This window comes from Psychrobacter raelei, assembly GCF_022631235.3.
Classification (GTDB): Bacteria; Pseudomonadota; Gammaproteobacteria; order Pseudomonadales; family Moraxellaceae; genus Psychrobacter; species Psychrobacter raelei.
Genome location: NZ_CP093310.2, coordinates 41,929 through 58,048, shown reverse-complemented (window position 1 = coordinate 58,048; position 16,120 = coordinate 41,929). Strand labels below are relative to the sequence as shown.

The following is a 16,120-nucleotide window of genomic DNA, read 5'->3' as shown; positions in this document are numbered from 1 at the left end:
GTTAAACATATTAGATGGTTAAAACACCATCACAATTTTTGTAAGGAAGAGACTTCATGAGTATTATTTGGACAATTATTATAGGTTTGATTGCCGGTTTATTGGCACGTGCTATTAAGCCAGGCAACGATGCTATGGGCTGGATTATGACCATCGTACTGGGTATCGCAGGGGCGTTAGTTGGTGGCTTTATCGCCAGTGCAATTGGCATGAACGCTGATGGCGGCTTTATCGGTCTGGCTTTCTCAGTAATTGGTGCTATTATCTTATTGTTCATCTATGAATTGATCATGAGCAAACGCTAATAGAGCATGATTAAGACGTGATTGAGCGCAAACATCTTATGAGATCAAATGGCTCACTAAATAATAATAATAACAAGCGGTAACCCTAACTATGTTTGCAGCGGACTTCTCCTCAAGTCCGCTTTTTTTGATTCACCTTTTTTTGACTCGCCTTTTTTGAATGTAGCACCTTGATATTTATGCCCTCCCCCCTCATTCAGTTAGATATAATAGTCTAACGACTGTCTCTTATTGCATTTTTGATTTGATTACACGTTTTATTTAACGGCACTTTTCGTTTAATTGCATCTCTCATTTACCTATTAATTAACTCATTGCGTGATTTCTTATGGCCATATTACCGATTTTAAGCTACCCCGACCCTAGGCTGCGTACCATCGCAGAGCCGATCAAAACTGTTGATGCTGAAATAAAACAGCTTATCAAAGACATGATTGAAACCATGTATGACGCCAAAGGCATTGGGCTTGCAGCCACTCAAGTGGATCGTCATATTCAGCTTATCGTCATGGATTTGTCTGAAAACAATGACTCGCCTCGTGTATTTATTAACCCCAAAGTTACCCCGTTGGTGGAAGATAAAAAGCCTTACGAGGAAGGGTGCCTATCGGTACCAGATGTCTATGATTCAGTGGATCGTCCAGTAAAAGTGAAAATCGAAGCGCTTGATGCAGATGGCAATGCCTTTGAAGAGATTGCAGAAGGCCTATTGGCAGTGTGTATCCAGCATGAAATGGATCACTTAAACGGTGTCTTGTTCGTCGATTATTTATCACGCCTAAAGCAGACCCGTGCCCGTGATAAGGTCAAAAAATATCTTAAAACCCGTGAAAAGCAACTACAGCACAACAAAGCCTAGTCGCTAACGATACCGTGGTAAACATCAAACCCAAAAAAAAGCCCATCACACTTAACTGTGATGGGCTTTTTTGACTTTAGGCCATTTAGAAGATCAAAGCAGAGCGGCTCAGCCCTTAGCCCTTTAGGCCCAGAACATCTTGCATGTCATAGCGACCTGGGGCCTGCGCCACTACCCAAGTGGCCGCACGCACAGCACCTGCGGCAAAGGTCATACGCTCACGGGCATGATGCTTGATCTCCACCATCTCACCATCCGCTATTAGCATCACACTGTGGTCACCAATGATTTCACCGCCGCGAATAGCGTGGATACCAATGCTACCTGGTTTTCGCTCGCCAGTTTGCCCCTCTCGGCCATAGACAGCCACTTGTTTTAAGTCCTGACCACGGGCGGTAGCAGCGGCATTGGCCATCATAAAGGCGGTACCTGAAGGGGCATCGACTTTGTGCTTGTGATGTGACTCAATGACTTCGATATCAGCGCTATCACCAAAAGCCTTAGCGGCCATCTCAATAAGCTTTAATGACACGTTAACACCAGTAGAATAGTTGCCGGCATACACCACAGGGATTTGAGCACTGGCGGCATTAAGCATGGCTTCTTGGGCTTCACTGAGGCCTGTGGTACCGATCACCATCGCCACCTTGTGCTTCGCGCACAACTGCACATTTTTTTCAGTGGCGTCAGGCAAGCTAAAGTCGATTAGCACATCAATGTTGCCAAGCTCAGCGGCTAAGTCATCTGATAAGGCGACCTGATTTTTGTGTTGACCAATCAATTCGCCCGCATCTACCCCGATAAGACTTGAGCCACTGCGCTCAATGGCGGCAGCCAATACGGTGTTAGCATTGTTGTGTACCGCTTCAATTAACATGCGCCCCATCCGGCCGCCGGCACCAATCACGCCTACTTTGATGGTCTGTGATGCAGTCTGAGTCATTATTTTATCCTTTAAGTAATCTGTATGAGGCTAATAATAGCATGATTATCTATGCTGCTAAATTTGCAAGTTGCCATGATAAGTTTGACGTCTACCTGACAGTCGTCCTTTGATTTTGATTGCCCCATTATCTAGCCATAAGGGGAGTAGCAGATAGCCCACAAAAAAACCCATACGTTTCACGTGAAACATATGGGCCATAACTGAGCCATCTAAGCTATCTTAGTCAAACAGATCGCCTAACTTTTCAAAGAAAGATTTTTTCTTGGGCGACTGATGATGCTTGCTGTCACCATCTAAAGTGTCTTGGAACTGACGCAGTAAATCTTTTTGTTCACGGGTTAGGTTCACAGGCGTCTCAACCATGATACGGCAGATTAAGTCGCCTTTCATGGTGGTGCGTACAGGGGTGACACCCTTGCCGCGGACACGCAGTAGCTTACCACTTTGGGTGCCTTCAGCTACTTTGATTTTGACCTTGCCATCAAGCGTTGGGATTTCCACTTCTTTGCCGAGCGCCGCATCGGTAATACTCACAGGTACATCCATATAAAGGTCAGCACCTTGGCGCTTGAACACAGGATGTTCTTTGACACGCACTTCAACATATAAGTCGCCGTTTTGGACGCCTGCGCCTCCCGCTTCGCCTTCACCGGCCAAGCGTACTCTGTCACCATCGTCAACACCGGCTGGGATAGAGACCTCTAGGGTGCGTGACTTATCTTTTACGCCAGTACCATGGCAGTCATTACAAGGGTTCTTAATCTCTTGACCGCTGCCGCCACAGTTAGGACAGGTTTGCTGCACTGCAAAGAAGCCTTGCTGCATGCGTACTTGACCATGGCCACCACAAGTACTACACGTTTGGATATCTGAGGCATTCTTAGCGCCTTTACCATCACAAGTTTCACAAGGGGCAGGTGCGGTAAAGCTGATTTCTTTTTTGCAGCCTCGTACGGCCTCTTCTAAGCTCAGCTCAATGACATAGCGTAAGTCTGAGCCACGGCGCTGACGACCACCGCCCCCACGAGATTGACCGAAGATATCACCGAAGTTACCAAAGATATCACCGAAGATGTCTTGGAAGTTACCCGCACCTGCGCCACCAAAGCCGCCGCCACCCATGCCATTTTCGAAGGCTGCATGACCCATGCGGTCATAGGCTGAGCGTTTTTCTTTATCGCTTAATACTTCATAAGCCATCGAGGCTTCTTTGAATTTTTCTTCTGCATCAGGATCATCAGAATTACGATCTGGGTGGTATTTCATGGCCAGTTTACGGTAGGCCTTTTTAATCTCGCGCTCATCTGCGCTTCTATCAACGCCTAAAACTTCGTAAAAATCTCGCTTACTCATGGAGGCTCCTATCAACATGCCGGCTATGTTTCACGTGAAACACATTTATAGTTGGCATTAAAATGGGTACTAAACACACAATGGTTTAAATGATTCAAAATAATTAATCAATACTTTGCCTGTTTAATGGTGACAAACACCTCAATTATCAAGCAATTATGCTAAAATCGCCCTATTCTCCCTGTTATTTATTGAAGTTGATACCTCGCCTCTATGAAATCATTAAAATTTTTACTGATTAGCCTAGTTATTATTGCCGTTGTGATTTTTGCAGGATCACCTTACTACGCTGCGTATCAACTCAAGAATGCTTATGACACCCATGATGGCGCTACTTTGACCCATCACATCGACTTTGAGCAGCTACAGCCCAATATCCAAAACCAGCTCACCAGCAAGTTTGCCAACACTTTGCAGCAGTATCCGCTGGTGGCACAATTGGGCGGTGAAGCATTAACCGAAGCGGCCGATGAGTTCATCCATGCGTCAGTCACTAAGGCGGTCACTGAGGAAAATATCCGTAGCCTAATTAATACCCAAGGCCAAGCCAATCAAGCCACCAAAGAGCTTGCTGCCGCGTGGGCTATTGCCAGTAATAAGGTGGATTTGCAGCGCTTGATTCAAGACATCATCGTGCAGCGTGGTGATATCAATGCGGTACTCAAAAACCAAATGCAGCAGATTATGAGTGCACAATCCACAGAGCTTGAAAGCCATGTTCAAAGTGGCGAGGACAGCGCCAAACCAGAGCTGTCTTACTGCGGCATCAACTGCTTTACCCTGTCAGGTCAAGTTAAAGGCTACCCGCTGACGCTACAGATGCAGCGTGAGGGTCTAATTGGCTGGAAAATTATTAACGTGGTGTTGCCTTAGCCGCTTAACATTTCGTTCGGCCTTCAGGCGTTAATTTAGCCCTAAAAAAGGGAGAAAACTTGGGTCTTTATAGGGTGCGTTAAATGCCGCCCCATCTTCTCGATAAATAGCAGGCGTAGCAAATACTGCCAGCCCTGCTACCTTCACCTGATTTGCCTTTAGATGATCGATGCCACTGCGACAGGTATTGCTCACAGGCTTGCCACTCATCGCTTCATCTAAGGCTTGTTTGCGAGCTGCTTTGTCAGTGGTACACCATATCTGACGCATTTGTTCTGGTGACTGCTCATAGTAAGGATAAGCGATGACTTTAACGGTCACACCTTTGGCATTCAGCTTGGCCATATCCTGATGTAGAACTCGGCAATAAGGACAAATAAATTATATACATTGACATAATAACAATAGCTTATTTATCCTACCCCGATGACTCTATTTGTTATATTTTGTTAGGCGCTCACTATCTATCTCGGCTATCTATCTCAATGCACTAATCATCTAGCCCATCATACACTCTACCCAAATTGTCTGGGACCCCATCTAACACCATCACCTCATCGAGTAAACAGCGATCAGGGGCTTGTGTCACTGTCTGATTCTGCTTTAGATAATCTTCAGCCGACTGCTCAAAGCCACCTGCAATAATCATGTCCTGCATATTAAATTTAACCTGTAGCATCTCTAAGGTTTGATTCCGTTTATCAAAGACAGTTACTGCATTGGGAAAGACCGGAGTCACGTATTTAGAACCATTAAATAATGCCAAACAACCATTACGGTAAACCAGCTTGCCTCCTTGTGCTTTCATTGTTCTAACTTGATACAAGTCTGAAGTCTTAAAGGGATAGCTGTAAAATAAATCATCGCCATAACTGGATGGTGCTGTTTTGATTATGGGCAATTGAGAGTTCACATTTTCGCTACTGTCACCAATACCTGCACTCTGGCATCCTATTAAACCCGCTAATAAAAAAACACCATAACTGGCACCCAATATTGGTTTAATTATTGAAGTCATTCTCCCTTACTCCTACTTGTTATACTTGTCTGAACGATTATTTTCTTATTTTTTATTAAGCTATTCATAGCAATACTATCAATATAAGGCATCAAATAGACAAAAAAAATGGACACCTAAAGCGCCCATTTAAATAAAAAAACGAATAAACTTACTATCATTTAGAAGCTATTTACCTCATCTTCGGTCAAGAAGCGGCTATCGCCTTTCTCTAATCCTTCAAGTGTTATGCCGCCAATGCTGGCACGGTGTAGCTCAACAACTTTATTGCCAAAATAGGCCATCATACGTTTGACTTGATGGTATTTACCTTCGGTCAAAATTAGACGCGCGTGGGTCTCATCAATGAATTCTAATAACGCAGGCTTGGTCGGCTCATAATCGCCATCTAGCAAGATGCCTTGGCCTACTTTTTTGATCGCATGCGCTTGCGCTTCTTCATCCATAGCATCGGCTAAGGTTAATTCATACACCTTTTCATGCAGATGACGCGGGCTGGTCACTCGGTGTAGCCAGCTGCCATCATCACTTAAGATTAAGGCACCGGTGGTATCCACATCAAGACGGCCTGCGATACGCAAGTTACTCAGCTCAGGCACTGCGATAAGTTCAGTAACAATCGGATATTCTTTGGGTTTTAGGGTACACTCAAAGCCTTCAGGCTTATGCAATAAAATATAGCGGCTACCGGTCGCCACTGATAACGGCTCACCGGCCCACATCACTTCATCATTAAGCACATCAACGTGTACGCTGCCATCTTTTACTACTTCATCATTGACCGTAATCTCACTGGCGTGCAGCACTTTTTTCGCTTCTTTACGCGACAGTTCGGTGGCCTTGCTGATAAATTTGTCTAAACGCATTTATGGTATCCTTGGTTCTATAACTGAATGGGTCTACTATAAAAAATAGTGGTAACCTCACTTATCAGATATAAATATTTTTGGGTGGTTAATATGATTCACAGTTTAACACACCCGCTCTAGGTGCGATTGATGACTTTTTTGACCCGACCTATTTTTGGCAGTTTGTCTATTTTTATTTTTAATCAACCACTCACAAATCTATAGCCCGATAACCTATAACCCCTAACGCTTAAATCCCTAACGCTTATGACTTATCAAACCTTAGCTGCGCCCGTTAGCGCCCGACTTGAAATCAAGAAGTCTGACTTTATTACTTACGCCTATCCGGTTCACAGCCGTGAAAAAGCTATGTTTCACGTGGAACAATTGCGAGCCAAATATCCCGATGCCCGCCATCACTGTTGGGCTTACATAATCGGTGATCCCAATAACACCACCAGTGCCGGTTTCGATGATGATGGAGAGCCCAATGGGACTGCTGGGCGGCCGATCCTTAATGTGTTGCAGCACAAAAGTATTGGCAATGTGATTGTCATAGTGGTGCGTTATTTTGGCGGTATTAAGCTCGGTGCTGGTGGCTTGACTCGGGCTTATGCCGGCTCAGCTCAGGCCGTGGTAGATGAGATGACCCTCACTACTTATGTGCCGATGACTCAGGTTGAGATTGAGGCGGATTTTGCCAATGAATCGCAAGTGCGCTATGTGGTAGAGGACATGGGCGGTGAAATTGGTGATGTCAGCTATAGTAAGTGTGTTACCTTAACTGCCACTTTGCCAGAGGCTAATGTCGCGGCGCTAAAAGAGCGTTTGAGCATATATGGCAGGCTATTGGAGCAGGAATAACATAATATAACAAATCTCAGTAACCAATCGTTCACTGAAAGTTGTTGGTTTTTTCTCATTTTAACGGCATTATAGCGTTCTGAAAGGTTGATAACGACCCGTTGATGACGGAGAAGTTATTGGCCTTTTTCATCTGTATCAATAATATTTTTATACCAATAACAAGATGAGCTCATTGCTATGATCGATCTAATAAAAAAACAAATAAAATTACAAACAAGAATTGTGGCCGTAAAAGCTGCCAAAAAGAAAAGAGCCACCGCCAGATCTCACCTCTCATTGAGCAAAAGAGGCCAATTTAATCCTCCCCCTTTTAACCCTCCATTTTGGTTAAGCAACCCGCATTTGCAAACCATTTTGCCAAAGTTTGTTGCCCCACAGGCGCCTAAATACAGACGTGAAATCCTGCGCGACTCGTTGAATGAAAGCGATGTGGCCTATGACTTTTATGATGCACATCCGGTAGATAATACCGATGATAAAATCGAAACAACCCCGCTTGTGGTATTGTTCCATGGTATGGAGGGCAGCAGTGACAGCCACTATGCCCGAGTATTGGCGCATCAGATGCACGCTGAAGGGTGGCACTTTGTGGTGGCGCACTTTCGTAGCTGCGGCGGCGTCCCGGCTAAAGGCCGAGTATTCTATAACGCCGGCGATACCGCTGAGATTCATCACATGCTACAAACCTTAAGACAGCATTATCAGAATATCTATGCCGTTGGGGTCTCGCTAGGCGGTAATGCCTTGGCCAAATATATGGGCGAATACGCAGATGACGCACAGTGTGAAGCGGCAGTGGTGGTCTCAGCTCCAGTAGATATGTCTTCTGCTGCGGTAAGTATGCACCGCTTTGTCAGCCATAAGATTTACACCCCATATCTGCTCAATCCCATTATTAAAAAAGCCTTGCTCAATGAGATCAGTGAAGAGGAGATTGAAGCCATTAAGTCGGTCGATCGTATCAGTGATTTTGATACCATATTTACAGCGCCGCGCCATGGCTACCGCTCAAATACGGATTACTACTATCGCTCATCGGCTCTGCCCCATCTTGGTGATGTGGCCCACCCTATGCTGCTGATCAGTGCCAAAGATGACCCCTTTATCGGCTTTACCGCCACCGCCAATGATGTGTCTGACCAAGTCACTATCTTAGACACCAAGCATGGCGGTCATATTGGCTATTTGCGCTACCAACCCAAAGCCGCTAAAACCACTCGAAATGGCGCCGCTAAACCCAGCACAAAAGAGGGTAAGTTCGATATCAACTGGATTCCAGAAACCGTCAGTGCTTACTTTAAATCAGTAGGCATCGATGAGGCAGCTCACTCTTCATAAAGGCGGCTACTATCTGCCTATGGTCTCAAGAAAATGGTTGCGGGTGACGCCTTAGGCACGCCCGCTGCTTTGAAAGCAGGACAGTTTTGCGCATAATCTAAGTCCTACCTTCAATCTTGAGACCTGTGTATGTATCCTTTTTATCGTTATACCAAATCTATTGTTAAGGCGATTGTCGCCCAAAAAAAAGGGGACACCGTTGGCCTAGAAGATGTAGCCACAATGCAGTTTCGATGCAGCCTGACGGATATCGATAACTTCTTGGAGATGAATAACGGCCGCGTGTTTACCTTATATGACTTGGGTCGTACCGACTTTGCGGTGCGCAGTGGCTTAGGCAAGCAGCTGCTTGAGAACCGCTGGGGACTGGTGGTGGCAGGCAGTACCATTCAATACCGCAAGCGTATTCGGGCTTTTGACTTGGTCACCATCAAGACGCGTATTGCTGCTATTGATGAGCGCTGGATCTATGTAGAGCAGTCAATGTGGGTTAAGGGTCAGCCTTGCTCTTCGGCACTACTGCGTACTGGCGTGACCAAAGGTGGACGCGTTTTGCAGACCCAACAGGTGCTAGATGCGCTGGGTAAATCTGACTGGAAACTACCGCCCACAGGCTATGTGGCCGAGTGGATTAAAAGCGATGCCGATCGCCCTTGGCCGCCTAGTGTTTAAGCCCTCCCAGATGGCCGTTATTCCCCTCTAAATCAGTCGCTACATAAAAGACTAAGTGTCAAAAAGAACTCCGATACTGTGGGTTCTTTTTTTATGGCTGTGACTGTGATTGTGGTTGTGGTTGTGGGTGTAACTGTAATTTGGTATTTAAAATATTCGATGTATTTAAAACATTCGATGCAAAAATGGGCCAAATTCGCATTATAAAAATACCCATGAGAGGTGTAGAATACCTGCCTTGCTTTGCTACAGATCCTATTGAGTTAACTGCTGTTATTAGGCAGAATATTGGAATATCCACTCATGAGCCCGTCAAACATTCCGTCAAATCCCCCTTTACATGGCCTTGCCGATACGCCGGCAAATAATCCGCTCAACAAGCCTCTTGCTCCTTTACACACCACTGCCAAGCCCAATATTAATAAGCCAGCTAGAGGTGATGGCAAAAACAATAAAAAATACGCCACTATTTGGCGATGGCACTTCTATGCCGGCATGTTTATTGCGCCTTTTTTACTCATACTCTCGTTATCAGCGCTGGGTATGCTGTTTATGGCCAATACAGTGGGGCCAAATAATGAGCTGCTCACTGTCTCCAAACAAGACACGATAACGCCTGTATCGGTACAGGCCCATAGTGCTTTGAGCGCTGTCCCTGATGGCACGCTAAAGCAATATATTGCGCCCAAAAGCGATCACAATGTGGCTTTATTTCGCGTGGGCTCAGAGACAGGCCAGACCATGGTCGCTGTCGACCCTTATAGCGCAAAAGTCATAAAAATCGCCCCTAGCGACAGCAACCTTTACCATACCTTTGACAATATCCACTCTGATTTGCTTATCGGAAAAGTTGGTGATTATCTGCTAGAGACTGCAGCATCACTCACCACGCTATTGGTATTAACGGGTTGGTATCTGTGGTGGTACCGCCGTAAATCGATCAAAGCCATGCTGATTCCAGATGCCAAGCTAAACAACAAACGCTCAACCTTCGTCACCATACACGCCACTTTAGGCACTTGGCTGTCTGTTTTGTTATTGCTATTTTGTGTGTCGGGTATGGCCTGGGCAGGTATCTGGGGCGGTAAGGTGGTGCAGGCATGGAGTCAGTTCCCAGCCGGCAAATGGGGCAATGGGCCTATGCCCGCCTCCACCCTACCCCCTACCCACGGCGAGGCTCTAAACAGCAGTGGCATAAAAGAAGTGCCTTGGATTCTTGAGCTAACCCCTATGCCAACGTCAGGCTCCACGCTTGGTGAAAAAGGCATTGACCCAAGCTTACCGATAACTCTAGATACTGTAGACAGATTTGCCCGTGACAGTGGGTTTGAGGGCCGCTATCAGCTTAATTTGCCGCAAGGTGAAACCGGCGTCTGGACCTTGAGTCAAGACTCGATGAGCTATGATATGCCAAGCCCAATGGCGGATCGCACCATGCATATAGATCGCTATTCGGGCAAGGTATTGGCTGATATTCGCTTCGAGGATTACAATGCCTTTGGTAAATTTATGGCCGCAGGCAATGCCATTCATATGGGCACTTTGGGACTGTGGAGCTTAATGGCCAATGTGTTATTTTGTCTGTCGGTCATTACCATATGTATCAGTGGTTATGTTATGTGGTGGCAGCGCCGTCCCAGTAAGCTTAATACCGCTGCAACTCAAAAATCAGGCCTAAATCCGCCACCGAGCAAAGGCGATATCCCTTGGGGATTGGCCATTATCTTATTGATAGTATCGGTGATTTTTCCCACCGCTATTATTGCCATTGTGGCCATTGCGGTGCTCGACTTTGTAATTATCGGCCGAGTCCCTGTATTAAAAAGGCTGCTTAAGTAGGCCAAGATAAGATGGTTTAGCCTATAGTCGATTATTCATAGTGGCATAAACCAGCACTGCAAACCAATCAGAGCTTATCGCAACCGGTAAGCTCTTTTTTATTGAAATCTCTTTATGACATCCTAACGAGAGCCTAGTGTAAATGGCGGATAAATATGATTACAGCTCTATTAAAGACGCTATGGGTTTTATCCTCTATGATAAACCATTGCATTTACTGGCCTGTTATTTAATAGGCCCCAGATGACGTACAAGGATCCACATTGAGTCAAAAAACCACCCCTAATAAACAACTCGATCTCACCCAAGGGTCGATCGCCAAAACCATGCTGCTGTTCGCACTTCCCACATTGGGGTCGTCGATACTGCAGTCGTTAAATGGGTCGATAAATGCGGTCTGGGTGGGCCGATTTTTGGGAGAAGAAGCACTGGCCGCCACCGCCAACGGCAATATTGTCATGTTCATCTTGATCTCTTTTGTGTTTGGCTTCGGTATGGCCTCTACCATCTTGATTGGGCAAGCCATGGGACAGCGTGACAACGTGATGGTCAAGCGCACGCTCGGCACAGCCCTTGGCAGTATTATTCCTATCAGTGCCATATTGGCTACTATAGGCTGGCTATTTGCGCCCAACTTGCTCGATATATTAGGCACGCCAAGCAGTGCCTTTGATTTGGCATTGACGTATCTGCGCATGATTTTTGTGGCCATGCCGATCACCCTCACCTTCACTTTGATGATGATGGCGCTACGAGGAACGGGCGATTCTAAAACCCCGCTTTGGTTTATAGCGCTGTCGGTGGCTATAGATTTGATTTTGACGCCTCTGCTTATCATCGGCGTTGGTCCTTTTCCTGAGTGGGGCATCTTTGGCTCAGCCTTTGCGACGGCTGTTGCCAATACATTGGCGCTGATTGGTATGATTATCACCCTGTATTTGCGCGGCTCAGTACTTGCTCTTAATAGGTCTGACTTACGCTTTTTGCGCCCTGATCGAGGTATTCTTGCCTCGATGTTTTCTAAAGGGTTGCCGATGGGTCTACAAATGATAGTCATCTCTTCGGCCGCATTGACTATGCTCTCGCTGATTAACCGCGAAGGGGTGCAGACGACCGCAGCCTATAGTGCCACTCAGCAGCTTTGGACCTATGTGCAGATGCCAGCAATGGCGCTCAGTGCCGCAGCCAGTGCTATGGTGGCCCAAAATATCGGTGCCAACCAATGGCATAGGGTCTCTGACATCACCCGTTGGGGGCTTATTTTTAACGTATTATTGACAGGTCTACTTATCGGAGCACTGACTTTATTCGATAAATCCATATTAAGTTTATTCTTGGGCACTGACAGTACTGCGTTGCCCATCGCCAGTCATATTCAGATTATGGCGACGTGGGGGTTTTTATTCTTCGGGATAGCTCAGGTATTCTTTGGTACGATGCGAGCAAATGGCTATGTGATTTGGCCATTGATGGTGATGGTCATCTCTATGTATCCGGTACGTCTTGGCTTTGCTTTTGGCTTCTACTCCTGGCTTGGCGCCGATGCATTGTGGCTGTCGTTCCCTGCGGGGATGGTGGCGACTGCGGTTATGGGTGCAGGGCTATATCTACATGGCAAATGGCGTAAAGGTCAGGTGTTACCGCCCAAAGAAGCGGCTCAAATCACTGAGGGCTACCGTGCTCAGGGAAGCTGTAGCGCCTCTTGTCGTGATGTGGCCTCCACTACGGCGTGGGAGCCTTTAGAGGATCAGCAAGTTGCAGCTCGTCGGTCTTGAGGGTGGGTTTCATCGGTTTTAAATAAAAAAGAGCCATCGATTGACGGCTCTTTTTTCTTGCTCGATAAATATTAGCTTTCATCAGCATACTTAATAGTTAGCTCATCTTCGGCTTCAAAAACTTCCAAAGCATATTTAATTCGCTCAAACTTATTGACATTACTAAGATTTGTTTCTATAACATATGTCGGATTAATACTCTTAGGCTGTCTAAGTCTATCTTGGTTAGTAATCTTTACCAATTCAATTTTCTCGGCCAAGTCAGTATTGAAGAACAACTCAGGGTTTTGTTCAAACAAATAGCTTAGTACCTTCATATATAAATCAGCCATGTTTACTAAATTTATTTTTTGGCCGAACAATACTGCGTAATCTATTTTTTTATGTGTTGGGTCTTCAGCCTCAAAAATACTGACTTCCTCCAAACTCTCATCATACTCTTCAATATCTACATCAGGGTATGGCCAGACTTTCAAACACCTTTCAGCCAAGATATTGAATCTATTTTCTAAATTTTGTATATTCCAAACATCAATCTCAGACAAATATCTATTCAACCATAACCTGCTGTCTCTGTAGCCTTTGTCTGGAATATCTCTTTTACTAATAAAATCTTTATTACCTAAACTGCCGTTGTTGCCTGATAAGGTGAGATTGCCAAGAGTATGAAGATACTCATCTTTCATTTCTCTAATCTCTATATCAGATAGCTGCGACTTCCACGCATGACTCGGCTTTTGTGGAAATATATGCTCAACAGTTATATCTGAATTACCCTCAATTGTGACCACTTCATTATTATTAAAGTTTTCTAGCCTGCTGAATAGGTATAGTCTATTTTTTGATTTGATGTTATACACATCTTTATGTTTTAGAGCCTCTATCACCTCAGAATCTTGAGGCATTCTATGACTGCCTTTACGCTTAGCAATATGTTTCTGAATTGACTCCAAATAATCATCCTTATCCACTTTCTCATAAAGTGTCATAAACACCTTATTTAACGCATTCGTAGGCAGACTAATAACAAATCGCCTCCACACATATGACTGCACAAAGCTCAATATGGCTAGGAAATCATTTTTAGAGATAATGCCATTAGCGTAGTCTTCATATACTTTAATCAAAAATGGATAAGCGACTTTTATTTCAAGCTGGTCAATATATTCAAGCTGTCGACGTATATCACTATCTGCTTCATTCCTAGGATTTATCAATTTATTATAGAATTTAGCCAGTGATTTTATAGGTGACAAAATATCTTCTAGTTCAGCAATATCTGATGTAGGAAACTTGTTCTTAAACTCTTCATACACTTTATTTTTATTTGGAATTTTATTACTAATAAGAGTTAAATAGTCTCTGATAAAATCAGATACCTTGCTTATATTACGATTTTCATCTCTTGCTAGGTTTTCTATTAACTTCCAGTAATCCTCATAAATACGATTTTGGCTCTCTCGAGTCAGCCCCATTAAAATATAGTTTCTGATTAAGTCTGCTTGTGATAACTCTAGCCCAGTAGAGTTGAGGCTCTCAAAAATACGCTGTGGATTATCTTTTTGCCTTTCCAATGATATCTCGACTACCATTAATTTAGACAATCCCTCTAAAACCGTTTCGTAATTTTGCTCATTAATTCGGCTTTTAAAGTAATCAAAGTTTTCAGTAATTTTTGAGTATTTACTAAACTCCTCTGTGGCATCTGCTCTCAATAAATAATTAAGTGCCGCCAGATTATCTTGTGTAGGACGTAATTTTGACTTCTCCGACTCAGGCACAAACTTATTAACTAAGTAGGTTTCATAGATTTCACTTTTTAGGTTCTCATCCTCCATTTCTATAGCTAGATGATATATAGCTAAATAGATTAGCGTTAACGTGGTTAGTCTTTGCTGACCATCAATAATTGACAGCTCTTTAATCTTGGATGACGTATAAATATCATCATGAACATAAACAACACTCCCAATAAAATGAGCAAGTTCATAACCTGTGCCAATATGTAAGATATCATCTAAAAGCTGTTTACACTGAGCGGTTGACCAATCATAATTTCGTTGATAGATAGGTATCACAAATCTTGTTTTATTTGCCGATAAAAAGTCTTGAATTTTTGTTTCGTTTGCTTTCATTCACCTATCCCTACTCTATTTTCATCTAATCAAATCATTATAAAAATTAAATTTAGCTCATTATTATCATTATAGGTATAACTTAGTTTCTAGGCTAGACGATAAGCAGTATTAAACCCCCATTTATGCATACCACTATCCAGTCGGAGAGAATTTAACTTAATATATTTATTCAAAGGTTCATCAAACACTTAATTTTAATGTCACTTAAGCCCACACCCCAATTACTGCACCGTTTGACGCTCTTTTATTGCCTGAACAAACTGCTGTTTATCTTTGGGTGACACAACAACACGCTTATCGCCATAATGGACAGCCAATCGATCCATAGACAACGCAGGCGCAGACAAGATGCTATGTGTGGGGGCAATATAATCGATATCAGACAACGGCACCTGCCATTTAAATAGTCCGCTTTTGACCAACAATTGGTGATCATCAATCGTATATACCGTATGAAAATAGCTGGGTAATAACATTCCCAGACTAAATAGCATCGGTAGCAACATCATAAATACGCTTTGTATAAAAGACACCTCACGGCGGCTTTTGTAATACAAATACGGTAATGCCAGTACCACCAGAGTAGTGACAATGAATACCCCATGTATCCATAAATCTATCTTAGAATAAAAAACCATCTCTGGCATTGGCGCCCTCTTCCTATCAAGCCTACCCTTAGACTACGACCCAAAGAACCCCTTAAACCACTGCCAAAACCTTTTGTGGTTAGGGTTAAAACTACTCTGAGAAGGCTGATTATTCATAAATGCAGCATCCAGCGTCTCGCAAGTCGGATATTTGGCCTGTAAGTCTGCTAAATAATCGGCTTGGCTTTTCTCACCAACAAACCCATCCAAAATACCGGCCTCTTGACTGGCTCCACATTGCTCAGTTAGTCGGTTCCATCCTGGGTTATCGGGAGCGAAGATAGGCCTACCAAGCTTTATAACGTCATTATGGCAAGTGACTGGTGCAATAGCATAGACTCTATACGAGGAGGACTGAGCACTGTCATAAGTATCAACTAACGCGATAATCATATCTTGCGGCTTTACATTACTGGGGTTGAAGGTGGCCTCCAGCTGTTGCGGAGCTTCTGTGCCAAGCCGATCAAACACAGAGCCAAAAGCAAACTTAGGAGCAAAAAGGCGTAGCATATAACCTGTTTTGTCCAGGGTGTAAGACTGAATCTGACTGTTAGGCTCAACGCTTTGCAAGCGACCCAATAGAGTGCTACTGGGCGCTAGTGGCATACAAGCAAAGCAAATATTTGAGACGAATATTAGGCT

At 44.2% G+C, this 16,120-nt stretch carries 17 protein-coding genes; 8 read left to right on the top strand and 9 right to left on the bottom strand.

Translation table 11 applies throughout. The features are described 5' to 3' along the window. Nucleotides 1-56: 56 nt before the first annotated feature. A complete protein-coding gene (locus tag MN210_RS00235) occupies nucleotides 57-305 on the top strand; it encodes a GlsB/YeaQ/YmgE family stress response membrane protein (RefSeq protein ID WP_110815870.1) in 249 nt (82 codons plus the stop codon). 328 nt (nucleotides 306-633) lie between these two features. Next, nucleotides 634-1,164 carry a peptide deformylase gene (gene def / locus MN210_RS00230; protein WP_011959338.1) on the top strand — a complete coding sequence of 177 codons (531 nt, stop codon included), beginning with the start codon at nucleotides 634-636 and terminating at the stop codon, nucleotides 1,162-1,164. A 115-nt stretch (nucleotides 1,165-1,279) separates the two neighbouring features. Here def and dapB read toward each other — a convergent pair whose 3' ends face one another. Genes dapB through dnaJ form a run of 3 tightly spaced genes read right to left on the bottom strand, consistent with a single transcriptional unit; the run spans nucleotide 1,280 to nucleotide 3,463 of the window. Further along, nucleotides 1,280-2,107: a 4-hydroxy-tetrahydrodipicolinate reductase gene (dapB, locus tag MN210_RS00225; RefSeq protein ID WP_011959337.1), complete on the bottom strand. Its 828-nt coding sequence runs from the start codon at nucleotides 2,105-2,107 to the stop codon at nucleotides 1,280-1,282. Nucleotides 2,108-2,164: 57 nt separating this feature from the next. Continuing rightward, nucleotides 2,165-2,308 (bottom strand): hypothetical protein, encoded by a 144-nt coding sequence (locus tag MN210_RS00220; protein ID WP_162617725.1) that lies wholly within the window; start codon nucleotides 2,306-2,308, stop codon nucleotides 2,165-2,167. 21 nt (nucleotides 2,309-2,329) lie between these two features. Continuing rightward, complete coding sequence (gene dnaJ / locus MN210_RS00215) at nucleotides 2,330-3,463, bottom strand: molecular chaperone DnaJ (protein WP_011959335.1); 1,134 nt, start codon at nucleotides 3,461-3,463, stop codon at nucleotides 2,330-2,332. Nucleotides 3,464-3,676: 213 nt separating this feature from the next. On the opposite strand from dnaJ, the gene MN210_RS00210 reads away from it, so the two are divergent. Next, nucleotides 3,677-4,336 carry a DUF2939 domain-containing protein gene (locus MN210_RS00210; protein WP_241878843.1) on the top strand — a complete coding sequence of 220 codons (660 nt, stop codon included), beginning with the start codon at nucleotides 3,677-3,679 and terminating at the stop codon, nucleotides 4,334-4,336. A gap of 30 nt (nucleotides 4,337-4,366) precedes the next feature. Here MN210_RS00210 and MN210_RS00205 read toward each other — a convergent pair whose 3' ends face one another. From MN210_RS00205 to MN210_RS00195, 3 genes are all read right to left on the bottom strand, one after another. Beyond that, the gene (locus MN210_RS00205; RefSeq protein ID WP_425605657.1) at nucleotides 4,367-4,714 is read right to left on the bottom strand and encodes a thioredoxin fold domain-containing protein; all 348 of its coding nucleotides are present in this window, start codon (nucleotides 4,712-4,714) and stop codon (nucleotides 4,367-4,369) included. 112 nt (nucleotides 4,715-4,826) lie between these two features. Further along, a complete protein-coding gene (locus MN210_RS00200; protein WP_338412351.1) occupies nucleotides 4,827-5,354 on the bottom strand; it encodes a hypothetical protein in 528 nt (175 codons plus the stop codon). 161 nt (nucleotides 5,355-5,515) lie between these two features. Then, entirely contained in the window at nucleotides 5,516-6,220 is a 705-nt protein-coding gene (locus MN210_RS00195; protein ID WP_011959332.1) for a pseudouridine synthase, read from the bottom strand. A 249-nt stretch (nucleotides 6,221-6,469) separates the two neighbouring features. Here MN210_RS00195 and MN210_RS00190 point away from each other — a divergent pair, with 249 nt between their 5' ends. From MN210_RS00190 to MN210_RS00170, 5 genes are all read left to right on the top strand, one after another. Further along, on the top strand, nucleotides 6,470-7,066 hold the full coding sequence (locus MN210_RS00190) for a YigZ family protein (RefSeq protein ID WP_241878840.1): 597 nt from the start codon (nucleotides 6,470-6,472) through the stop codon (nucleotides 7,064-7,066). A 180-nt stretch (nucleotides 7,067-7,246) separates the two neighbouring features. Further along, nucleotides 7,247-8,407, top strand: coding sequence for a YheT family hydrolase (locus tag MN210_RS00185; protein WP_338412350.1), 1,161 nt, complete (start codon nucleotides 7,247-7,249; stop codon nucleotides 8,405-8,407). 129 nt (nucleotides 8,408-8,536) lie between these two features. Further along, nucleotides 8,537-9,079 (top strand): acyl-CoA thioesterase, encoded by a 543-nt coding sequence (locus MN210_RS00180; RefSeq protein ID WP_011959329.1) that lies wholly within the window; start codon nucleotides 8,537-8,539, stop codon nucleotides 9,077-9,079. Between the two features lie 303 nt (nucleotides 9,080-9,382). Next, nucleotides 9,383-10,918, top strand: a complete 1,536-nt coding sequence (locus MN210_RS00175; RefSeq protein WP_338412349.1) for a PepSY-associated TM helix domain-containing protein — start codon at nucleotides 9,383-9,385, stop codon at nucleotides 10,916-10,918. Nucleotides 10,919-11,181: 263 nt separating this feature from the next. Continuing rightward, nucleotides 11,182-12,693 carry an MATE family efflux transporter gene (locus MN210_RS00170; protein WP_011959327.1) on the top strand — a complete coding sequence of 504 codons (1,512 nt, stop codon included), beginning with the start codon at nucleotides 11,182-11,184 and terminating at the stop codon, nucleotides 12,691-12,693. Nucleotides 12,694-12,764: 71 nt separating this feature from the next. On the opposite strand, the gene MN210_RS00165 is transcribed toward MN210_RS00170, so the two are convergent. The 3 genes from MN210_RS00165 to MN210_RS00155 all read right to left on the bottom strand — a co-directional run bounded on the left by MN210_RS00165 (nucleotide 12,765) and on the right by MN210_RS00155 (nucleotide 16,084). After that, nucleotides 12,765-14,828 carry a DUF262 domain-containing protein gene (locus MN210_RS00165; protein ID WP_241878832.1) on the bottom strand — a complete coding sequence of 688 codons (2,064 nt, stop codon included), beginning with the start codon at nucleotides 14,826-14,828 and terminating at the stop codon, nucleotides 12,765-12,767. Nucleotides 14,829-15,052: 224 nt separating this feature from the next. After that, on the bottom strand, nucleotides 15,053-15,478 hold the full coding sequence (locus MN210_RS00160; protein WP_110815862.1) for a PH domain-containing protein: 426 nt from the start codon (nucleotides 15,476-15,478) through the stop codon (nucleotides 15,053-15,055). 33 nt (nucleotides 15,479-15,511) lie between these two features. After that, on the bottom strand, nucleotides 15,512-16,084 hold the full coding sequence (locus tag MN210_RS00155; RefSeq protein ID WP_241878830.1) for a hypothetical protein: 573 nt from the start codon (nucleotides 16,082-16,084) through the stop codon (nucleotides 15,512-15,514). Nucleotides 16,085-16,120 lie beyond the last annotated feature (36 nt).

What these genes read in the sequence shown, in the direction of transcription:
- MN210_RS00235 (WP_110815870.1), top strand. Translation starts at nt 57, where the DNA reads ATGAGTATTATTTGGACAATTATTATAGGTTTGATTGCCGGTTTATTG.
- def (WP_011959338.1), top strand. Translation starts at nt 634, where the DNA reads ATGGCCATATTACCGATTTTAAGCTACCCCGACCCTAGGCTGCGTACC.
- dapB (WP_011959337.1), bottom strand. Translation starts at nt 2,107, where the DNA reads ATGACTCAGACTGCATCACAGACCATCAAAGTAGGCGTGATTGGTGCC.
- MN210_RS00220 (WP_162617725.1), bottom strand. Translation starts at nt 2,308, where the DNA reads ATGGCCCATATGTTTCACGTGAAACGTATGGGTTTTTTTGTGGGCTAT.
- dnaJ (WP_011959335.1), bottom strand. Translation starts at nt 3,463, where the DNA reads ATGAGTAAGCGAGATTTTTACGAAGTTTTAGGCGTTGATAGAAGCGCA.
- MN210_RS00210 (WP_241878843.1), top strand. Translation starts at nt 3,677, where the DNA reads ATGAAATCATTAAAATTTTTACTGATTAGCCTAGTTATTATTGCCGTT.
- MN210_RS00200 (WP_338412351.1), bottom strand. Translation starts at nt 5,354, where the DNA reads ATGACTTCAATAATTAAACCAATATTGGGTGCCAGTTATGGTGTTTTT.
- MN210_RS00195 (WP_011959332.1), bottom strand. Translation starts at nt 6,220, where the DNA reads ATGCGTTTAGACAAATTTATCAGCAAGGCCACCGAACTGTCGCGTAAA.
- MN210_RS00190 (WP_241878840.1), top strand. Translation starts at nt 6,470, where the DNA reads ATGACTTATCAAACCTTAGCTGCGCCCGTTAGCGCCCGACTTGAAATC.
- MN210_RS00185 (WP_338412350.1), top strand. Translation starts at nt 7,247, where the DNA reads ATGATCGATCTAATAAAAAAACAAATAAAATTACAAACAAGAATTGTG.
- MN210_RS00180 (WP_011959329.1), top strand. Translation starts at nt 8,537, where the DNA reads ATGTATCCTTTTTATCGTTATACCAAATCTATTGTTAAGGCGATTGTC.
- MN210_RS00175 (WP_338412349.1), top strand. Translation starts at nt 9,383, where the DNA reads ATGAGCCCGTCAAACATTCCGTCAAATCCCCCTTTACATGGCCTTGCC.
- MN210_RS00165 (WP_241878832.1), bottom strand. Translation starts at nt 14,828, where the DNA reads ATGAAAGCAAACGAAACAAAAATTCAAGACTTTTTATCGGCAAATAAA.
- MN210_RS00160 (WP_110815862.1), bottom strand. Translation starts at nt 15,478, where the DNA reads ATGCCAGAGATGGTTTTTTATTCTAAGATAGATTTATGGATACATGGG.
- MN210_RS00155 (WP_241878830.1), bottom strand. Translation starts at nt 16,084, where the DNA reads ATGCCACTAGCGCCCAGTAGCACTCTATTGGGTCGCTTGCAAAGCGTT.